This is a genomic window from Streptomyces sp. NPDC014891 (assembly GCF_043081085.1).
Taxonomy (GTDB): Bacteria; Actinomycetota; Actinomycetes; order Streptomycetales; family Streptomycetaceae; genus Streptomyces.
This window is the reverse complement of sequence record NZ_JBIBWF010000005.1, coordinates 466,236-480,350: the sequence shown is the minus strand read 5'-3', so window position 1 is coordinate 480,350 and position 14,115 is coordinate 466,236. Positions and strand designations below refer to the sequence as shown.

Here is a 14,115-nt window from a genome sequence, read left to right as displayed (position 1 = left end):
GGACCGTGTGCGAGCCGATCCGGACAGTGCCCCGCGAGGCGGGTGGGGCTCCGCTGTTCGGATGGAAATCACGTGACATGCCCCGAAGATCGTCGAACAGTCCCACTCGATTGTGTAATGGCGCGGGCACGCTCCGTGCTGAAAGGCTCTCCCTCGCAACTCAGTCATACGAGAGGGAGTTCCATGTCCGTTGGTTCGGTTGGTGACGAGGTCCGCGTCGCGGAGCAGCAGGCGCCGCAGCAGAGTCTCGGCACCGCTGCCGCGCGGAACCTCGCCACGACCACCAAGTCGGCGCCGCAGATGCAGGAGATCACCTCGCGGTGGCTGCTGCGGGCGCTGCCGTGGGTCCAGGTGCAGGGCGGTACGTACCGGGTGAACCGGAGGCTCAGCTACTCCGTGGGCGACGGGCGGGTCACCTTCGTCCAGACCGGGGAGCGCGTCGGGGTCATCCCCGCCGAACTCGGCGAACTCCCCGCCCTGCGCGGCTACGAGGACGAGGAGGCCCTGGCCGAGCTCGCCTCCCGCTGCCGCCAGCGGGAGTACGCGGCGGGCGAGGTCGTCGCCGTCGCCGGCGAGCCGACCGACCGGGTCCACCTCCTCGCGCACGGCCGGATCGAGCAGATCGGCGAGGGGCCGTACGGCGACGAGGCGGTCCTCGGGGTCCTCGCCGACGGCGCCTACTTCGGCGACCGCGCCCTCGTGGACGCGGACGCCACCTGGGAGTGGTCCGCCCGCGCCGCCACCGCGTGCACGGTCCTGGAGCTGACCCGGGACGACGTGCGGAACCTCGCGGAGCGGGCCGGTTCGCTCGCCGCCCACCTCGCGGGCGTGGCCGCCCTGCCCGACCAGCGGACCAACAAGTACGGCGAGGCCGCCATCGACCTCTCCGCCGGCCACGTCGGCGAGGCCGTCGTCCCGCACACCTACGTCGACTACGACGCCTCGCCCCGCGAGTACGAGCTGAGCGTCGCCCAGACCGTGCTGAAGGTGCACAGCCGCGTCGCCGACCTCTACAACCAGCCGATGAACCAGACCGAGCAGCAGTTGCGGCTGACGGTCGAGGCGCTCCGCGAGCGCCAGGAGCACGAGCTGGTCAACAACAAGGAGTTCGGCCTCCTCGCCAACTGCGACTACGGGCAGCGCCTCCAGCCCCACGACGGCGCCCCCAGCCCCGACGACATGGACGAGCTGCTCTCCCGGCGCCGGGGGTCCAAGCTCTTCCTGGCCCACCCGCGCGCCATCGCCGCCTTCGGCCGCGAGCTCAACAAGCGCGGTCTGGTGCCCGAGACGATCGACATCAACGGCAACCGCATCCCGACCTGGCGCGGTGTGCCGATCTACCCGTGCAACAAGATCCCGGTCTCGGACGCCCGGACGACCTCGATCATCTGCATGCGCACCGGCGAGGCCGACCAGGGCGTGATCGGTCTCCACCAGACCGGCATCCCGGACGAGATCGAGCCGAGCCTGTCCGTCCGCTTCATGGGCATCGACGAGCAGGCGATCATCTCCTACCTCGTCACGGCCTACTACTCGGCGGCCGTCCTCGTGCCGGACGCGCTCGGTGTCCTGGAGAACGTCGAGGTCAGCCGCTGGCGCTGAGCCGGCGGAGTCCGAGGGGCGGGGACCGAACCGTCCCGCCCCCGGGCACTCCCGGCCCGTCGCCGCGCAGCATCGCCACGGAGGATACGAAGGAAGTGACCTTGACCATTGCCGGCGGGGACGCCGTCACCGAAGGCCAGGGGGCCGTGCGGCTCCTGGACCGGACGCGGACGGTCGTCCATCCCCAACTGCGCTCGACCGTCGAGACCCTGCCGGGCTCGATGCGGCGGGTCGCGATGTACCACTTCGGCTGGGAGCACGCCGACGGCACCCCGGCCACGGAGCAGCCGGGCAAGGCGATCCGCCCCGCCCTGGTCCTCGCCGCGGCCCGTGCGCTCGGCGCCGACGAGGCCCGGGCGGTGAGGGCCGCGGCGGCGGTGGAGCTCGCGCACAACTTCACCCTGCTCCACGACGACATCGTCGACGAGGACGTGACCCGGCGGCACCGCCCCACCGCCTGGACGGTCTTCGGCGTTCCGGACGCGCTCATCGCCGGGGACGCGATGAGCGCGCTCGCCCTGCGGATGCTCGCCGAGGATCCGCACCCCGCCTCGGCGGCCGCGTCCGCGCGGCTCGCCGCCTGCATCATCGAACTCTGCGCGGGGCAGCAGGCGGACTGCGCCTTCGAGCAGCGGGAAGCGCGCGAGGTCTCCCTCGACGAGTGCCTGGCGATGGCCACCGCCAAGACCGGCGCGCTGCTCGGCGCCTCCTGTGCCATCGGCGCGCTCTACGCGGGCGCGGGGGAGGAGGAGGTCGCGGCGATGGACGCGTTCGGCCGGGAGGCCGGCCTGGCCTTCCAGCTGATCGACGACCTCATCGGGATCTGGGGCGATCCGGACCGGACGGGCAAGCCCGCCGGGGCCGATCTGGTCGCCCACAAGAAGTCGCTCCCGGTGGTGGCGGCGCTCGCGTCGGGGACGGCGGCGGGCGACGAGCTGGCCGAGCTGTACGCCCGCCCGGTCCTCGACGCCGGGGCGGTGCGGGCGGCCGCGGACGCGGTCGAGCGGGCCGGCGGGCGCGACTGGGCGCAGGACCAGGCGGCCGAGCGGATGGGCCGTGCCGTGGAGCACCTGGCCAGGGCCGTCCCGGACCCGGCGGCGGCGGGGGACATGCTGGCGCTCGCGGAGTTCGTCACGCGGCGCACGCGCTGAGGCCGCGGGGCCGGGTCACATGTCGGGGACGACGCGGGTGACCACGGTCTCGATCAGGTCGTCGAGGTCCCGGTCGCCGTGCAGTCCCGGGACCGTGAAGTGGTCGACCAGCAGTCCGGTGAGGGCGAAGTAGAGCAGCCGGACGGTGTCCGCGTCCCCGGGCATCCCGGCCTGCAGGTGCCCCTGGATGTTGGCGTCCAGGTCGCTCCGGAGCACCTTGGTCAACTGGGTCCGCAGCTCGGGCCGGCGCACGGCTTCGAGGCGCAGCTCGAAGAGGCCGAGGTAGCAGGTGCGTTCGGCGGCGAGCCGCTGGGCGATCTGGCGCATCAGGTCGAGGACCAGGGGGCGGCTCGGCCCCGCCAGGAGGGCGGTCTCGAAGTCTCCGGGCTCGGGGGCCAGCCGTTCGAAGATGCGGTCGGCGACCTGGGAGAGCACCTGGTCCCGGTCCCTGAAGTAGTTGGACGAGGTGCCCGTGGGGACGTCCGCCCGGGCGTCGACCGCGCGGAAGGTCAGCCCGCGGGCTCCCTCGTCCGCCAGGACCTGGATGGCGGCGTCGAGCAGCGCCGTGCGTCGTTCGGGGTTCCTCGCCATGCCGGATCCTCCTCCTTTTTCGCGCTCCCCTGGAAAAGAGGGCTTGCGCAACCACTACAGGTGAAGCACTATAGCCGTCGTGGTTGCGGTCGCAGTCACGACCTGACGGGGAAGAGGACCGGTTTGCGTAAGCTCACGTACTTCATCGCCTGCACCATCGACGGCTTCATCGGCGACCCCAAGGGTGACGCCACCTCCCTGTACTCCTTCGTGGACGCCGAGTTCCTGGAGTTCCTGACCACCGAGTACCCGGAGACCATCTCGGCGCAGGGCCGCCAGGCCCTCGGGATCGACCGCGAGAACCAGCGGTTCGACACCGTCGTCCAGGGTCTGGGGTCGTACCGGCTCGCCCTGGACATCGGCCTCACCAGCCCGTACGGCCACCTGCGGGAGCTCGTCGCCGCCCGCTCGCTGGCCGAGTCGCCCGACGCGAACGTCGAGCTGATCGCCGACGACCTCGTCGGCCGGGTCCGCGAGCTCAAGGCCGAGGACAGTCCCCTGGACATCTGGCTCTGCGGCGGTTCCGTGATCGCCGGTGAACTCATCGACGAGATCGACGAGCTGATCATCAAGACCTACCCGCAGGTGTACGGCTCCGGCATGCCGATGTTCGGCGCCGACTTCGAGCCCCGCGACTTCGACCTGAAGGACCTGCGCGTCTTCGGCAACGGTGCCTTCGTCCGTACGTACACCAGGAAGCGCTGAGCGGCGACGGGCGCTCCCGTGCGCGCCGTCCTAGGCTGGATCCATGGGTGACGAGGAGCCGCACACGACGCGTGACCCCCGGTCCGAGCACGGCTGCCCCGTCTGCGGGCAGCCGCGGACGGTGACGGCCGCCCGGCACAAGGTCCTCGGGGCCTGGGTGCCCGAATGGGAGGTGCAGCCCTGCCGCAACCCGGACTGCACGCTCCACCGGGGTGCGGAGGCGGACCTCGCCGGAGGCACGCAGACGCCCGCCGACGTGGCCGCCGGCACGCGCCCCGCCGGCGCGGATGCCGCGAGCGCGCACGTGACCGGCAAGAACGGCGAGAACGGCAAGATCGGGAGAAGTCAGGCCACGGGGTGACCGGACGCGCGCCGGAGCCGCTCGTGGGGCTACAGTCCGCGCATGTCATCGGAGTCGACGGAAGTCTGGACCGGCTGGTACCGGGACCGCAGCGGCGCGGAAGCGATCGTCATCACGGCCGACGGGCGGCACGTCGCCACCCGGATCAGGGGGATCGAGTACACGGGTGAGGGCTTTGCCGCGCTCAGCGCGGCCGCGGAGGGCGGGCAGCCCCTCACCGCCTGCGTCCTGGAATGGGACCTGCCGCTCCCCGTCGTCACCGACGGGGTATCCCAGCAGGCCACGCTCAGCTGCCTGCTGACGCTCGGTGAGCGGGGCGACCTCAGCCTGACGCTGCACTACGGCGGCGCCGCCTTCGAGGCCTGCGTCGCCGGGGGCGATTTCGACGGGGCGCTGGAGCGGGTCAGGCGCCAGCTGCCGCCCGGCGCCGACTTCGGGCGCCGGCTGCTCCAGGCGGCCTGAGGCCGCCCGTACCGGAACGGAGAACGAGGAGGCGGCGCCCCGGGGAGGGGGCGCCGCCGATGCCTCGTCCTCGCGCGGTCAGTTCTTGAACGCGGAGGCGAGGCCGTAGCGCCACAGCTGGTCCACGCGGGACCGCTCCTGGGCGTTCGGCTGGGCGTTCTGGCAGGACGTGCCGGGGCCGCCGCCCGACATCAGCTCGCTGCACGGGCCGCTGTAGTGGTCCGGCAGCCCGAGGACGTGCCCCGTCTCGTGGGTGGTCACGCGGGTCGAGTTGTACTGCTGGTTCTGCCGGTAGTCGAGGAAGATGTAGCCGCTGCCGTGGCCGTCGGTGCTCGCGTACGAGCCGCGGGAGTCGTTGCCCTCGTAGTAGCGGAAGTCCGGGTTGCTGCCCTCGACGAGCCGGACGTTCGCCACCGAGCTGTTCCATATCTGGGCCGAGCGGGAGATCTGGGTGCGGAAGCTCGGCGCGTTGGAGGCGCTGTAGACCACGGTGACGGCGGCCGCGCCGGGAGCGGCGGCCCGCTTCTTCGCCACCGACTTCACGACGGCGTCGAAGAAGGCCTGGTTGGCCTTCGCCTCCTCGGCCGAACCGGCGTACGCGACGGCGGCGCCGCCGGCGGTGGGGACGCCGGTGGGGGCGCTCGCGGCCACGGCCGGAGCCGCGCCGAGCGAGGCGGCGAGACCGAGGCCGAGGACGGTGGCCAGGGCAGAGGTGAGGACCTTGGGATGACGCATGGGGGGCTCCTCCTGTAGGGGATGGGAGAGAGTCTCGGGGGAGCCGGGGCGTGTGGGGATGATGCCAACCGGCGATAACATCACCGCATCACCCGGTCGAAACACCACCAACTGCCATGAAATCAAAGGTGATTGAGGGGTTCCGGGTATCTGGTGCGAGCCAGGGAGCCGTCCTACCCTCGGGGCATGGAGCTGGAGGTGAGACACCTGCGCGCGCTCTGCGCCATCGCGGACACGGGCAGCCTGCACAAGGCGGCCCGCCAACTGGGCATGACCCAGCCGTCGTTGACCACCCAGCTGCGCCGCATAGAGAACTCCCTGGGAGCCGAGCTGTTCTCCCGCGGCCGCACCGGCTGCCGGCCCACCCCGCTCGGCCGCTCCCTGCTCAGCCGGGCCCGCCCGCTCGTCGCCGACATGGCGGCGCTCGTCACCGAGGCCCGGGCCGCGGCCGCCCGCACGGGCGGTCCCGGGCTCCGCGTCGGCTCCACCGCGAGCCGGGCGCTCCCGGGCTGGCTGCGCCGGCTCCGCCAGCGGCTGCCCGGCACCGACATCGGTCTGCGGATGGACGTCTCCGCCAACGCCCTGCTGCGCGGCGTCGCCGCCGGGCAGCTCGACGTGGCCTTCGTGCACGAGGTGGAGGGCTGCCCGTTACGGGTCCCCGAGGGCATCGAGGAACGCGTCCTGCTCGCCCGCGAGCCGCAGTTCGTCTCCCTGGCCCGCGACCACCCCGCCGCCGCCCTGCCCGTCGTCGACCTCGCCGACCTCGCGGACGACCACTGGATGGTCGACCCCACCGTGGACGGCGAATGGGACGGCCTCCGCCGGGTCCTGCACGCCGCCGGCATCGACCCGCCGCTGCTGCACGGCGACTACCACACGGCCGCCTCCCTCATCGTCCTCGGCGAGGCCGTCGCCCCCTGCCAGCCGACCTCGGTCCCGCGCGAGGACATGGCCGTCCGCCCGCTGCGCGGCGACCCGCTGGCCGTCCGGCTCCTGCTGTACGCCCGCCCCGGAGCGCCGCTCGACACCCTGTACGCGGAACTCGCGGCGGCCTACCGGGAGGTGGCGCTGCGGGCGGCCCCGTACCGCGAGTGGCTGCGCCGCCAGGGCACCGCCGCCACCCTGCCGCTGGGACCGTGCGTGATGACGGCATGAGCGAACACCCCGCACGGGCCCTGGTCCGGCCCGCCCGCCCCGAGGACCTGGCGCGGGTCGTGGAACTCGTCGCCGAGCACGCGGCGTACGAGAAGGCGGGGCCCCCGGCCCCCGGCCTCGCCGAGCGCCTCGCCGGCCTCCTCTTCGGCCCCGTGACGGCCCGTCTGCGCTGCCTGGTCGCGGTCCTCCCCGACGGCACCCTCGCAGGCTACGCGAGCTGCGCCCCCGAGATCTCCACCTGGGACGGCACGGAGTACCTGCACATGGACTGCCTCTACCTCACGGAGTCCAGCCGGGGCCACGGCCTGGGAACCCTCCTGATGGCGGCGGTCCGAGCCGAGGCGGCCGGCCTCGGCCTGGCGGAGGTCCAGTGGCAGACCCCGGCCTGGAACGAGGGCGCGATCCGCTTCTACGACCGCCTGGGCGCGACGCCCAAGGAGAAGCTCCGCTACAGCCTGCGGGTGGAGGGGTAGGCGGTCCGCGGGTCTCGGCAGGCCCGGGGGCTCAGCCGCGGGGCGGCGGCCAGGGGCCGGCGAGCAGCCGCTCGGCCTCGGCGGTGATCGCCGCCGCGAGGTGCTCGCGGGAGCCCGCCGGACCGGCCTCCCCGTCGTTGTACGTCTCGGTCGCCTCGAAGAGCGGCCGGAGCGCCGGGGGACCGGACAGGGCGGCCCAGCCCTCGAAGGTGACGAGGTCGCCCCCGGCCCCCGGATCCAGGCTCCCGTTCACGATCAGCCGCAGCCACCAGCGCACCAGCTCCCAGCGGGCGGCCTCCGGGTCGGGGCGGCCCGCCGCGCCCGCGGGCAGGGCGGCCGCCGGCCCCAGTTCCTCGACCACCCGCGCGAAGAGGCCGTCGGCGTGCTCGTGCTCGGACCTGGTCAGTCCGGCGAGCAGCGGGAGGGACGCGGTCTCGACGTCGAGCAGGAGCGCGCCGAGACCCGCCTCGATCAGCTGCTCCGGGGAGGGGCGGCGGCCGACGAACCGCTCCACGGCCAGCATCCGGAGGCAGTCGACGGCCTCCTGCGGGGTGGTGGCGTAGGGGGTGTACGGAGTGGGAGCGGTGACGTCGATGCCCGGTCCGCCCTCGACGAAGGAGGACCAGAAGCCGACGGTGGCACGGGCGGTGAGGCTGCTCGGCCGCCCGCCGAACTCGTGCCGGAGCCAGTCGGCGAGGTCGTTCCCGTAGAGGATGACGTCGGTCTGGACGACGGACAGCACGGGGTGTCCCCAGCTGCCCGGAGTGCCGGGCAGGTAGCGGTGGCCGTACACGGGGACCAGCGGTGGCAGGCCCGCCGTCTCGGCCCGCGCGCGCTCCAGCGCCTCGGCGGGGTCCGCGGGCCGGGCGCCCCAGGAGCGGTGCCAGAAGCCGCTGTGCTCCACGTCGAAGAGGACGCCCTCGGCCGGCCGGGCGAGCCGCTCGGCCAGGTCGTCCGGGTCGCCGCCGCGCCAGTCGGGCCAGCGCGGCGACCCGACCGGCAGCCCGGCGCCGAGCAGCACCCGGTGGTCCGCCGCGAACCGGAACCCGAACCGCTCCTCGACGGCGTCGAGTTCGCCCGCGTCGAGGCCGGGTGCGATCCGGGCCGGGAGCAGGGCCAGCAGCACGCGGGCGTCCTCCGCGGTCAGCGGCGGGGCGGAGGGGGAGGGCGAACCGGGGGATGAGGAGCCGGCGGGGTGGTGCGTGGTCATGCCGGAGAGCCTAGTGACGCACGATCACCGGACGATCGCCGCTGCCGCTGCCGCTGCCGCTGCGCGGAACCGCGGGCGCCCTGGCGAGGGACCGGGGGCGGATGCGGGAAGGGGCACGACCGCGGTGCGGTCGTGCCCCTTTCACGCGGGAACGAGAAGGTCAGGCCTTCTTCGTCTCCCAGAAGATGCGGTCGATCTCGGCGATGAGCTCCAGCGCCTTCTCGCCCGTCTTCGGGTCCGTCGACGCCTTGGCGGCCGAGAGGGCCTTCAGGGTGTCGTTGACCAGCTGGTTGAGCTCGGGGTACTTCTCGAAGTGCGGGGCCTTGAAGTAGTCGCTCCAGAGCACCGACACGTGGTGCTTGGCGAGCTCCGCGCGCTGCTCCTTGATGACCGTGGCACGGGCGCGGAAGTGCGCGTCCTCGTTGGCCAGGTACTTCTCCTGGACAGCCTTGACCGACTCGGCCTCGATGCGGGCCTGGGCCGGGTCGTACACGCCGCACGGGAGGTCGCAGTGGGCGCTGACCTTCACCTTGGGGGCAAACAGGCGGGAGAGCATTGAGCCGTCCTTCCTCGTGATCGTCTTCTCAGGTGGGACATTACTCGGTGAGAAGGGCGATTTCGCGGGCGCCCCCTGGGGCTTAGGCCAAAAGTCCAGGGTCACCATGGGACTCGTGTACGAGTGAACGAGTGGATGTACGGGTGGGAGGCGCGGGTGGACCGGCGGGCGGAGCGAGGGATGCCGATGAGGGAACCGGGGCGCGAGGGGACGGCCGAGGCCGGGCCTCCGTTCGGGCTCGCCGAGGTGACGGGGGTGTCCATGGTGCCCACGCTGCTCCACGGGGACCAGCTGCTCGTGCACTACGGCGGACGCCTGCGGCCGGGGTGCGTGGCCGTGGTGCGCCATCCCCTCCAGCAGGATCTGCTCATCGTGAAACGGCTGATCGAGCGACGGGACGGGGGCTGGTGGGTGCTCGGCGACAACCCGGACGCCGAGGGCGACAGCCGGGTCTTCGGCGCCGTGCCGCCCGAGCTGGTGCTCGGGCGGGTGCGGGCGCGCTACCGGCCGCCGACGCCGGGACGTCAGCGGTCGCCGGGGGTGACGCTCTCCTGGATGTTCTCGGCGGTGCGGCCCGTCCGGTCCGCCTCCAGGCGCTTGCGGGCCCGGTAGGCGGCCACGTTGGCGCGGGTCGCGCAGCGGTCCGAGCAGTAGCGGCGGGAGCGGTTGGTCGAGGTGTCCAGGTAGGCGTTGCGGCAGGGCGGCGCCTGGCAGAGGCCGAGCCGGTCGGCGCCGAACCCGGTGAGGTGGAAGGCCAGGCCCATGGCACAGATCGCCGCGTACCCCGTGGTCGCGTTCGAGGAGTGGTCGGCGAGGTGCATGTGCCACCGGGGGCGGCCGTCCTCGTCGAGGATGTCGTGGCCGGAGATCTGGGGGCTGACCGGGAACTCCAGGAGCAGGGAGTTCAGCAGGTCGACGGCGCCCGTGTGGTCGCCCTCGTCGGCCAGGGCGAAGACCGCCCGCAGCCGGGTCCGTACCGCGCGGAAGCGGGGCAGGTCCGCCTCCGTGACCCGCCGGGCCATCTGGGAGGCGGCGCCGAAGAGCTCCCGGACCACCTCGACGGAGGTGAGGGAGTCCTTGCCGCGGGCCGGCTCCTCGGTGTTGACCAGACGTACGGCGAAATCCGAGTAATGGGCCAGTTCCACTTGTAGTCCTTACTGCGGCGGGCTAGTGTCTCGGTCGGAAGGGGTAATAACTGTCTACCCTTAGAGGGTATTACAGAGAGGGGCAGGGGCGGCGATGACCGGAACCGACTGGGCGGCCTGGCAGCAGAGCTGGGACCGTCAGCAGGAGTGGTACATGCCCGACCGCGAAGAGCGCTTCCGGGTGATGCTGGACATGGTCGAGGCCTTGGTGGGGCCCAAGCCCCGCGTCCTCGACCTCGCGTGCGGTACGGGAAGTATCACGGATCGGCTCCTCCAGAGGTTCCCGGAGGCGACGAGCACCGGTGTGGATCTCGACCCGGCGCTCCTCGCCATCGCCGAGGGCCACTTCGCCGGCGACGCGCGCGTCACCTTCGTGACCGCCGACCTCAAGGACCCCGACTGGGCCGCCGGGCTGCCCCACGACTCGTACGACGCCGTCCTCACCGCGACCGCCCTCCACTGGCTGCACAGCGAGCCCCTGACGGCCCTCTACGGGCAGCTCGCCGGCCTCGTCCGGGACGACGGCGTCTTCATGAACGCCGACCACATGATCGACACGACCACCCCCCGGATCAACGCCGCCGAGCGCGCGCAGCGTCACGCGGTCATGGACCGCGCGAAGTCCGGCGGCGCCCTGGACTGGGCCGAGTGGTGGGCCCTGGCCGCGAAGGACCCTGTCCTCGCCGAGCCGACCGCCCGCCGCTTCGAGATCTACGGCGAGCACGCCGACGGGGACATGCCCTCCCCGCGCTGGCACGCCGACACCCTGGTCGCCGCAGGGTTCGGCGAGGCCAGGGCCGTCTGGGCCTCGCCCTCCGACACCCTGATGCTCGCCGTGAAGTAGCCCGCGCGGACGCGCGGAGGGGCGGTACGGGTCCTCCCGTACCGCCCCTCCGTGTGTCACCGGCCCTACAGCACCTTCGACAGGAACGCCTTCGTCCGGTCGTGCTGCGGGTTGCCCAGGACGTCGCGCGGGTTGCCCGCCTCGACGACCACGCCGCCGTCCATGAAGACGAGGGAGTCGCCGACCTCGCGGGCGAAGCCCATCTCGTGCGTGACGACGATCATCGTCATGCCCGACTCGGCCAGGTCCCGCATGACGTCGAGGACGTCGCCCACGAGCTCCGGGTCGAGCGCCGAGGTGGGCTCGTCGAAGAGCATCAGCTTGGGCTCCATCGCCAGCGCGCGGGCGATGGCGACGCGCTGCTGCTGGCCGCCGGAGAGCTGCGAGGGGTAGTTCCCCATCTTGTCCCGCAGGCCCACCCGGTCGAGCAGCCGCTCGGCACGCTCGCGCGCCACCGCCTTCGACTCGCCCTTCACCTGGATCGGGGCCTCCATGACGTTGGCCAGGGCCGTCATGTGGGGGAACAGGTTGAAGCGCTGGAAGACCATGCCGATGTCACGGCGCTGGACCGCGACCTCGCTGTCCTTCAGCTCGTACAGCTTGCCGTTCTTCTCCTTGTAGCCGACCAGCTGGCCGTCCACCGAGAGCCGGCCGCCGTCGACCCGCTCCAGGTGGTTGATGCACCGGAGGAAGGTCGACTTGCCGGAGCCGGAGGGGCCGACCAGGCAGAAGACCTCTCCGTTCTGGACCTCCAGGTCGATGCCCCGGAGGATGTGGGCCGCGCCGTAGGACTTGTGGACGCCTTCGGCCTTGACCATGGGCTCGCCGGTCATCCGGACACCGCCGATCGCTTGAAGGTGGTCAGGTTCGCGCGGATCCGCTGCCAGGGGGTGGGCGGCAGGTTGCGCGTCGAACCGCGGGCGAAACGGCGCTCCAGGTAGTACTGGCCGACGCTGAACACGCTGGTCAGCGCGAGGTACCAGATGGAGGCGACGAAGAGCATCTCCATCACGGCGCCGGCCGTGCTTCCGATGTTCGACGAGGCCCGCAGGAGTTCTGTGTACTGCACGGCCGAGACCAGGGACGAGGTCTTCAACATGTTGATGAACTCGTTGCCCGTCGGCGGCACGATGACCCGCATGGCCTGCGGCAGCACGACCCGGCCCATGGTCTTGGTCTGGGACATGCCGAGCGCGTGCGCGGCCTCCGTCTGGCCCTCGTCGACGGACTGGATGCCCGCCCGGACGATCTCCGCCATGTAGGCGCCCTCGTTGAGGCCGAGACCGAGCAGCGCGACCATGAACGGCGTCATGACGTCGACGGTCTCGTTCTTGTAGATCGGCCCGAGGTTGATGTACTCGAAGATCAGCGAGAGGTTGAACCAGACCAGCAGCTGCACGTACACCGGGGTGCCGCGGAAGAACCAGATGTAGAGCCAGGCGACGGCGCCGGTCACGGGGTTCCTGGACAGCCGCATCACCGCGAAGACGATGCCGAGGACGAGGCCCAGGGCCATCGAGGCGATGCTGATGATGACGGTGTTGGCCAGGCCGTCGAGGATCGACGGGTCGAACAGCTTGTCCCACACCGTGTCCCAGATGATGTTGCCCTGGGAGAAGGCGTAGACGAGCCATCCGAGCAGGACGACGACCACGACGGCGCTGACCCAGCGCCCGTAGTGCCGCACGGGGATGGCCTTGATCGCCTCGTACGGGGAACCCGAGGCGCCGGGCCCGGCCGGAGCGGCGGCCGGGTCCTTGGAGATCTTGTCAGTCATGACGACTGCCCTTCAGTGGAGCGGGGAGGTCACTTGCCGGTGATGACGGGAGGGGTCACTGACCGGCGTTGACGGTGGCCGCCTTGACGGCGCTGTCCGAGACGTCCCACTTCTTCAGGGCATCGGCGTAGGTGCCGTCCTTGATGATCGCGTCGAGCGCTTCCTTGATGGCGTCGCGCAGCTGCGTGTTGTCCTTCGAGACGCCGATGCCGAAGAGGCCGACGTCGCTCTGGTTGCCGACGACCTCGAAGTCGTTGCCGCCGCCCGAGGTCTTCGCGATGTACGCGGCCACCGGGTAGTCGTTGAGGTCGGCCACGGCGCCGCCGGCCTTGACGCGGGTCTGCGCCTCGGCGTCGGTGTCGAAGGCCTGGATCGTCAGCTTGTTCGCACCGCACTTCGTGGCCTGGGCCTTGAAGGTGTCCTCGTAGATCGTGCCGCGCTGGACGGCCACGGTCTTGCCGCAGAGGTCGTCGAGCGAGTTGACGCCCTGCGGGTTGCCCTTCTTGACCAGGAGGGAGACGCCGGAGCTGAAGTAGTCGACGAAGTCGATGCCCTTGCCGATCTTCTTCCCGTTGTCGTCCAGGCCCTCCTGGCGCTTCTTGTTGTCCGTCATCGAGGACATGATCACGTCCTGGCGACCGGTGTAGATCGAGGTGATCAGACCGTCGAAGGTGCCCGAGGTGAACTGGAACTCGACGCCGAGCTGCTTGCCCAGGGCCGCGGCGATGTCGGGGTCGACACCGACGATCTTGCCGCCCTCGGTGAACTCCATCGGGGCGTACGAGGCGTCGGTGCCGACCTTGATGACACCGGCCTTCTGGATGTCGGCGGGGAGCTTGGAGAAGAGCGGGGCGGCGTTGGCGGAGCCGCCGTCCTTCGTCGGGGTGGCGGAGGAGCCGCCCTCGGTCTGGTCGCCACAGGCGGTCAGCAGCACGGAGCCGACGACCGCGGCGGCGGCGACCGCGGCAAGACGGGAGGTGCGGGTCTTGGCGGTCGTACAGCGCGTGGAGCGTGCGGTCATGATCGGGTTCCTCCGGCGTGTGAGGGAGTTGCCAGGTGGGCCACGTACGCGTCTTCGAGTGTCGTGACCTCGTGTGATTACGGCATCTTGCCATTCGGACCGCCTCAAACCGACGGCCATGGATGTCAAAATCGGATAACGGGTGACCCCCGAATGCCAACAGGCCGGTACATCAGGGCCGGATCTTCTGCTGGATCCCTTCCACGCCACCGAAGAATTTCCTGTTGATCTCGCCATTCGGACGACGCGAAGGCCACCAATCGGGTGCTTGAAGCACCTATATGGACATCGGGTGACGTGTCGTCCTCCGTGCGTGTCCGGCTGCAC

17 protein-coding genes are annotated in these 14,115 nt (G+C 71.6%); 9 read left to right on the top strand and 8 right to left on the bottom strand.

Features of this window, described 5'->3' with window-relative positions; genetic code table 11:
* The first annotated feature begins 183 nt into the window (after positions 1–183).
* A complete protein-coding gene (locus ACF09E_RS17445; RefSeq protein WP_392205972.1) occupies positions 184–1,602 on the top strand; it encodes a family 2B encapsulin nanocompartment shell protein in 1,419 nt (472 codons plus the stop codon).
* Between the two features lie 107 nt (positions 1,603–1,709).
* Positions 1,710–2,753 (top strand): family 2 encapsulin nanocompartment cargo protein polyprenyl transferase, encoded by a 1,044-nt coding sequence (locus ACF09E_RS17440; protein ID WP_392206116.1) that lies wholly within the window; start codon positions 1,710–1,712, stop codon positions 2,751–2,753.
* Positions 2,754–2,768: 15 nt separating this feature from the next.
* Here ACF09E_RS17440 and ACF09E_RS17435 read toward each other — a convergent pair whose 3' ends face one another.
* Positions 2,769–3,344 carry a TetR/AcrR family transcriptional regulator gene (locus tag ACF09E_RS17435; protein ID WP_392205971.1) on the bottom strand — a complete coding sequence of 192 codons (576 nt, stop codon included), beginning with the start codon at positions 3,342–3,344 and terminating at the stop codon, positions 2,769–2,771.
* A 123-nt stretch (positions 3,345–3,467) separates the two neighbouring features.
* On the opposite strand from ACF09E_RS17435, the gene ACF09E_RS17430 reads away from it, so the two are divergent.
* Genes ACF09E_RS17430 through ACF09E_RS17420 form a run of 3 tightly spaced genes read left to right on the top strand, consistent with a single transcriptional unit; the run spans position 3,468 to position 4,872 of the window.
* Positions 3,468–4,049, top strand: coding sequence for a dihydrofolate reductase family protein (locus tag ACF09E_RS17430; protein ID WP_392205970.1), 582 nt, complete (start codon positions 3,468–3,470; stop codon positions 4,047–4,049).
* A gap of 43 nt (positions 4,050–4,092) precedes the next feature.
* Positions 4,093–4,410, top strand: a complete 318-nt coding sequence (locus ACF09E_RS17425; RefSeq protein WP_392205969.1) for a hypothetical protein — start codon at positions 4,093–4,095, stop codon at positions 4,408–4,410.
* 42 nt (positions 4,411–4,452) lie between these two features.
* Entirely contained in the window at positions 4,453–4,872 is a 420-nt protein-coding gene (locus ACF09E_RS17420; protein WP_392205968.1) for a DUF6304 family protein, read from the top strand.
* A 78-nt stretch (positions 4,873–4,950) separates the two neighbouring features.
* On the opposite strand, the gene snpA is transcribed toward ACF09E_RS17420, so the two are convergent.
* Positions 4,951–5,607 (bottom strand): snapalysin, encoded by a 657-nt coding sequence (snpA, locus tag ACF09E_RS17415; protein ID WP_392205967.1) that lies wholly within the window; start codon positions 5,605–5,607, stop codon positions 4,951–4,953.
* A gap of 186 nt (positions 5,608–5,793) precedes the next feature.
* Between snpA and ACF09E_RS17410 the strand changes: the two genes are divergently transcribed.
* Both ACF09E_RS17410 and ACF09E_RS17405 read left to right on the top strand, forming a co-directional pair.
* Entirely contained in the window at positions 5,794–6,762 is a 969-nt protein-coding gene (locus ACF09E_RS17410) for a LysR substrate-binding domain-containing protein (protein ID WP_392205966.1), read from the top strand.
* Positions 6,759–7,235 carry a GNAT family N-acetyltransferase gene (locus tag ACF09E_RS17405; RefSeq protein ID WP_392205965.1) on the top strand — a complete coding sequence of 159 codons (477 nt, stop codon included), beginning with the start codon at positions 6,759–6,761 and terminating at the stop codon, positions 7,233–7,235. The genes ACF09E_RS17410 and ACF09E_RS17405 overlap by 4 nt, the downstream gene beginning before the upstream one ends.
* A 31-nt stretch (positions 7,236–7,266) precedes the next feature.
* Here ACF09E_RS17405 and ACF09E_RS17400 read toward each other — a convergent pair whose 3' ends face one another.
* Positions 7,267–8,445 (bottom strand): hypothetical protein, encoded by a 1,179-nt coding sequence (locus ACF09E_RS17400; RefSeq protein ID WP_392205964.1) that lies wholly within the window; start codon positions 8,443–8,445, stop codon positions 7,267–7,269.
* Positions 8,446–8,605: 160 nt separating this feature from the next.
* Positions 8,606–9,001, bottom strand: a complete 396-nt coding sequence (gene sodN / locus ACF09E_RS17395; protein WP_015036129.1) for a superoxide dismutase, Ni — start codon at positions 8,999–9,001, stop codon at positions 8,606–8,608.
* Between the two features lie 186 nt (positions 9,002–9,187).
* On the opposite strand from sodN, the gene sodX reads away from it, so the two are divergent.
* Entirely contained in the window at positions 9,188–9,613 is a 426-nt protein-coding gene (gene sodX, locus ACF09E_RS17390) for a nickel-type superoxide dismutase maturation protease (protein ID WP_392206115.1), read from the top strand.
* Here sodX and ACF09E_RS17385 read toward each other — a convergent pair.
* A complete protein-coding gene (locus tag ACF09E_RS17385; RefSeq protein ID WP_392205963.1) occupies positions 9,526–10,146 on the bottom strand; it encodes a CGNR zinc finger domain-containing protein in 621 nt (206 codons plus the stop codon). The two genes, sodX and ACF09E_RS17385, sit on opposite strands and share 88 nt — an antisense overlap.
* Before the next feature lie 94 nt (positions 10,147–10,240).
* Here ACF09E_RS17385 and ACF09E_RS17380 point away from each other — a divergent pair, with 94 nt between their 5' ends.
* Entirely contained in the window at positions 10,241–10,990 is a 750-nt protein-coding gene (locus ACF09E_RS17380) for a class I SAM-dependent methyltransferase (protein ID WP_392205962.1), read from the top strand.
* 65 nt (positions 10,991–11,055) lie between these two features.
* On the opposite strand, the gene ACF09E_RS17375 is transcribed toward ACF09E_RS17380, so the two are convergent.
* The 3 genes from ACF09E_RS17375 to ACF09E_RS17365 are packed head-to-tail and all read right to left on the bottom strand — an operon-like array spanning position 11,056 to position 13,788.
* Positions 11,056–11,823, bottom strand: a complete 768-nt coding sequence (locus ACF09E_RS17375) for an amino acid ABC transporter ATP-binding protein (RefSeq protein WP_388793399.1) — start codon at positions 11,821–11,823, stop codon at positions 11,056–11,058.
* Positions 11,820–12,767 carry an amino acid ABC transporter permease gene (locus tag ACF09E_RS17370; RefSeq protein ID WP_361850784.1) on the bottom strand — a complete coding sequence of 316 codons (948 nt, stop codon included), beginning with the start codon at positions 12,765–12,767 and terminating at the stop codon, positions 11,820–11,822. Before ACF09E_RS17370 ends, ACF09E_RS17375 begins: the two co-directional genes overlap by 4 nt.
* A gap of 55 nt (positions 12,768–12,822) precedes the next feature.
* Positions 12,823–13,788 carry an ABC transporter substrate-binding protein gene (locus tag ACF09E_RS17365; RefSeq protein ID WP_392205961.1) on the bottom strand — a complete coding sequence of 322 codons (966 nt, stop codon included), beginning with the start codon at positions 13,786–13,788 and terminating at the stop codon, positions 12,823–12,825.
* Positions 13,789–14,115 lie beyond the last annotated feature (327 nt).

What these genes read in the sequence shown, in the direction of transcription:
- ACF09E_RS17370 (WP_361850784.1), bottom strand. Translation starts at nt 12,767, where the DNA reads ATGACTGACAAGATCTCCAAGGACCCGGCCGCCGCTCCGGCCGGGCCC.
- ACF09E_RS17425 (WP_392205969.1), top strand. Translation starts at nt 4,093, where the DNA reads ATGGGTGACGAGGAGCCGCACACGACGCGTGACCCCCGGTCCGAGCAC.
- ACF09E_RS17435 (WP_392205971.1), bottom strand. Translation starts at nt 3,344, where the DNA reads ATGGCGAGGAACCCCGAACGACGCACGGCGCTGCTCGACGCCGCCATC.
- ACF09E_RS17420 (WP_392205968.1), top strand. Translation starts at nt 4,453, where the DNA reads ATGTCATCGGAGTCGACGGAAGTCTGGACCGGCTGGTACCGGGACCGC.
- ACF09E_RS17405 (WP_392205965.1), top strand. Translation starts at nt 6,759, where the DNA reads ATGAGCGAACACCCCGCACGGGCCCTGGTCCGGCCCGCCCGCCCCGAG.
- ACF09E_RS17380 (WP_392205962.1), top strand. Translation starts at nt 10,241, where the DNA reads ATGACCGGAACCGACTGGGCGGCCTGGCAGCAGAGCTGGGACCGTCAG.
- sodN (WP_015036129.1), bottom strand. Translation starts at nt 9,001, where the DNA reads ATGCTCTCCCGCCTGTTTGCCCCCAAGGTGAAGGTCAGCGCCCACTGC.
- ACF09E_RS17365 (WP_392205961.1), bottom strand. Translation starts at nt 13,788, where the DNA reads ATGACCGCACGCTCCACGCGCTGTACGACCGCCAAGACCCGCACCTCC.
- ACF09E_RS17445 (WP_392205972.1), top strand. Translation starts at nt 184, where the DNA reads ATGTCCGTTGGTTCGGTTGGTGACGAGGTCCGCGTCGCGGAGCAGCAG.
- ACF09E_RS17410 (WP_392205966.1), top strand. Translation starts at nt 5,794, where the DNA reads ATGGAGCTGGAGGTGAGACACCTGCGCGCGCTCTGCGCCATCGCGGAC.
- sodX (WP_392206115.1), top strand. Translation starts at nt 9,188, where the DNA reads ATGAGGGAACCGGGGCGCGAGGGGACGGCCGAGGCCGGGCCTCCGTTC.
- ACF09E_RS17400 (WP_392205964.1), bottom strand. Translation starts at nt 8,445, where the DNA reads ATGACCACGCACCACCCCGCCGGCTCCTCATCCCCCGGTTCGCCCTCC.
- snpA (WP_392205967.1), bottom strand. Translation starts at nt 5,607, where the DNA reads ATGCGTCATCCCAAGGTCCTCACCTCTGCCCTGGCCACCGTCCTCGGC.
- ACF09E_RS17375 (WP_388793399.1), bottom strand. Translation starts at nt 11,823, where the DNA reads ATGACCGGCGAGCCCATGGTCAAGGCCGAAGGCGTCCACAAGTCCTAC.